Origin of the sequence: Nitriliruptor sp. (genome assembly GCF_040882075.1) — a bacterium.
GTDB lineage: Bacteria > Actinomycetota > Nitriliruptoria > Nitriliruptorales > Nitriliruptoraceae > Nitriliruptor.
In genome coordinates this window covers 1-3,578 of record NZ_JBBEBZ010000108.1, presented here as the reverse complement: position 1 = coordinate 3,578, position 3,578 = coordinate 1, and the positions used below count along the sequence as shown (strand labels likewise).

The following is a 3,578-nucleotide window of genomic DNA, read 5'->3' as shown; positions in this document are numbered from 1 at the left end:
CAGCAACTGCCACTCCTCGGGCGTCCACAGACGCCCTCGCTGGGCTGCGGCGTCAATCGTGGCCGGCCGTGTGGGCTGTTGGGACGGCTTCGCAGCAGCACGGAACCGAGTGACCGCGGGACCCGCTGCCTTCCATGACGACCGAGGTCCGGTCCAGCCGTGCCGGACCTCGTTCGTGAAGCACCGCAACGCGCCTACGACGCGCCACGTACCCAGCCGCGCCAGGTCAGAGGTCGGTGACCGGATGCCCTGCACCCAGGACCGACATCGCGCGCGTGACCCACGTGCCGGCCCGGGCTCTGGGTGGAGCCCACCTACTCGAACGTTCCAGCGAGAGCTGCGACGTCCCGCCCGTGGCCGCCCAGGGCGGCCAGACCGTCGTCACTGCGTTGCTGTGGGCGCTGCGAAAGCAGGCTTGAGCCCTTCGAGCCGGCCGAGCTACGTCACCAGTTCCCCACGAGAGCCAGCGGCGCCTTGCAGCTGCTCGCCCGGCAGTTCCCACCTCGACCGCCACCCAGACCACTTGGGGCGTAGCGTCCTGCGCCGCAGCGAACGTCCGCCGCAGCTCAGGAACTTGATCTGGCTGTACCGCGTTGCAAGTGTAAGGAAACGTGTAAGGTGGATGAGTGGACAACCGGCGCGTCATCGAACCACTCGTCCTGGCGACGAACCCCTTGGTGTTCGTTCTCGGCCAGGTCGTGTTCTCGCCTGTGCTGCGGATGGGGAACTACGTCCCCGAACTGCAGGAGCAGTTCCGGCGAGCCGGCTTCCCTCGCTTCCACCAGCTCGATGCCCAGGAGCTTCGCTTGGGCCCAGGTGGCGCCCAGGTGATCCCAGATCGCCGTTGGGTCTTCGCCGACCGCGCGAACCAGATCGCCGTAGTCCTGTCCGCGAGCTTCGTCGTCGTTGAACAGACGCGCTACGTCAGCTTCGAGTCGTTCATCGAAACCGTGGCTCAGGCCGTCGAGATCATCGGGGAAGTCCTCGACGTCGATCTGTGCGAACGGCTTGGTTTCCGTCGCGTCAACCTCATCGAACCAGGCTCGTCAGGTCTGAGCCTGCGGGAGTTCTTCCAACCCGGTCTGCGTGGGCTTGAGCCCTCAGAGCTGGGTGTCGAACGCCTCGATGCTCAACTCGAGGAACGTGGGCAGACGCCGAGTGGGAACCTCGTAGTTCGGCTTCTAAAGCCCGCGCCGGATTCCGGATTGCCTCCAGACCTCGGGATGACCACCCTGCACCAGAAAGCTCCCGATGCAGGAGCTGAGAGCGCTCTACTCGACATCGATCACTATTCGACGCGCGAGCGAGATTTCCAGACTGATGCCGTGGTAGAAGGCTTCTGGGAGCTGCACCGCTACAGCGATGAGGCATTCCGGGCCGCCGTGACCGCGGAAGCGCTCGGGTTCTGGGGACGGGGAGGGCCTGCATGACGACGACCACCACTTCGGAATCGCCGCCCGCGGCTGGAACGTTCGGCGAAGATCTCACCTCGAACGTGGTCCTGCCAGGCATGGTCTTGCCTGCGCGGGTGGCCGTGCCACAGCTGCTGCAGGGCAGAACCAGCGCATGGAATGCGTTCGTTCAAGACGCGCGAAGTGGCACCAGTGGCTGCCTCATGTCAGTGCTCGCACTCGAGCCTGCACCGACAGGCAGCCGTGTTGTTGTCCACACAGCCCCAGCACAGAAGCCGCCGCGGAGTGTTCCAGCCACCGTCGGGGAGATGCTCGGCACGATTCGAGCTGCGTTCTCTTTGACCGTCACTGAACTCGCCCAAGTGTTGCGCGTGCAGCGTCCCGCCATCTACAGCTGGCTGTCGGATGACGCCCAGCCACGCGAGCAGAATCTGCAGCGGATGATCACCATTTGGCGCCTGGCCAGTCGATGGCTGTCCACATCCGACGTGCCTCTTGGTCAGGCAAGGCGGCTGCCGGGCCGGAGCGGGCTCTCGCCGCTGGAGCTCTTGAGCCAGGAACCACTTTCGGAACACGTCGCGGCGGAGCTCGAGTTCTGGGACCGCTCCTCCCTCGGGACGGCCTCGAGTGAGCGGGGGCAGGGCGGCCGGCGGGCAGCAGCGATGCTGGGTCGCAGGGGACCCGTACCGGGGGCGCGAGATAACGTTTCCTTCGAGACGGGTCAACGGACGTCGCCGGAGTGACTGTGGCGCACCGTGCCGTCTCCTGAGCGCGAGACGCCCTGGTTGCAGGGCGACACCGTCTCGCCGGAGACGGCTAACGACTGGCGAGCACAGGGCCTGACACCCGAGGAGTGGGACCCGCAGCGCGACTGGTTGGTGGTCGTGAGTCACTCCTGTGACCTCGCAGCCCAGGACCTCGAAGCAGAGCCGTGGGCTGAGATCATGCGGGGCGTCCCCGCTGAGGGTCCGGCCAACGGGAACCTCACGTGGGGCAAGAATCCCCGCAAGCTCCAAGTCGAGGCAGCCAGCAGCGCCGAGGTGGTTACGCTCAGTGTCCACGACCGGGTCCGGATCCCGAAGCAGGCGCTTGAGGGGCACGCGCCGGATCAGGGTCGACGCCTCCCCGCCAAGGACCGAACAGGCCTGGCAAGATGGCTCGGGAAGCGCTACTTCCGAGCCGCGTTTCCTGACGCTTTCAACGACCGTGTTCGCCCTGTCACGGGGAGGATTCGGGATTTCCTGAAGAAGCCAGGCGGCACGGTGCTCGCCGGCCTCTACCTGATCTTGAACAGCGACGACGAGTTGTCTCCAGACGACGCCTACCGGGTGGTACTGCGAGGCGTGATGGAGGTGAAGGACCACAACGATGAGGAGCTGAAGGCACTCGCGCTGCAGGCGATGAAGGCTGTAGCCGGGCTGCTTGGGCAGCTTCCCGATGTGGAGCTCGAAGTCTGGGAGCTGGTTTCGACCGCCGAGATGTCGCTCGATGATCTCAACTACTTCCAGAGGTGGGACTACGACGACCTGAGCGACCGTGCCGACGGCGCCGCCCGGGCTGTTGACCCCTGAGCGTCGCACATCGCTTCGCGGTGGATGCCGGACCATGGCTGGGCGGCCACCGGGGAGGCCCATTCGACGGTTCGACGTTGCGGCACGAGTCCGGCCCGCAGGTCCTGGATGTCGTCGACCGAGAGGCCGGCTTCCGCGCAAGCGCGGTCGAAGCCGGGCGAGCGAACGGTGATGTCGGCGACGTACTGCTGGACGACGCTGAGGTGCTGCAGTGCTTCGTCCCCGCGGAGCGTCTGAGCTGTCGGTCGGATCGTTCGGCGGACCCAGTCGATGGCGGGGCCCAGCGATCGTTCGACCGGCTCCCACAGGTGATCGACCGAGCGGGTGCCGTCCGAGTAGTCGAACGAGCCCCGCTCGGCTGCGGCGCTCTCTGCTGACCGGCAGAAGGAGCGACCGTCGGAGAGGTCGGTCGCTCGAACGGTGGCCTGTCTCATGGCTTGCCGGGCTGACGGCGACCGAAGCGTCCGATGAGCGCCGCGGGCACCCGGTGCTGCTTCGTGCCCACCGTCCGGGCTGCTCCGTGCTCCGGCCCTGTTGCGTCCGAGTCGGTCATCCCGGCGGGCTCGGGGCCGTCGACGGGTTCAGCCGCTGCCGC

Annotated in this window: 3 protein-coding genes; all 3 read left to right on the top strand. The window is 66.7% G+C overall.

From position 1 onward, the window contains the following. Nucleotides 1–626 precede the first annotated feature (626 nt). From WEB03_RS06350 to WEB03_RS06340, 3 genes are read left to right on the top strand one after another with little or no spacing between them, the layout of a single operon-like run. Nucleotides 627–1,430: a TIGR04255 family protein gene (locus WEB03_RS06350; protein ID WP_368070112.1), complete on the top strand. Its 804-nt coding sequence runs from the start codon at nt 627–629 to the stop codon at nt 1,428–1,430. Continuing rightward, nucleotides 1,427–2,155, top strand: a complete 729-nt coding sequence (locus WEB03_RS06345; RefSeq protein WP_368070111.1) for a hypothetical protein — start codon at nt 1,427–1,429, stop codon at nt 2,153–2,155. The genes WEB03_RS06350 and WEB03_RS06345 overlap by 4 nt, the downstream gene beginning before the upstream one ends. A 42-nt stretch (nt 2,156–2,197) precedes the next feature. Next, complete coding sequence (locus WEB03_RS06340; RefSeq protein WP_368070110.1) at nt 2,198–2,983, top strand: hypothetical protein; 786 nt, start codon at nt 2,198–2,200, stop codon at nt 2,981–2,983. The last annotated feature ends 595 nt before the right edge of the window (nt 2,984–3,578 follow it).

Excerpts from the sequence above, each read along its gene's own strand:
- WEB03_RS06345 (WP_368070111.1), top strand. The coding sequence starts at position 1,427 with ATGACGACGACCACCACTTCGGAATCGCCGCCCGCGGCTGGAACGTTC.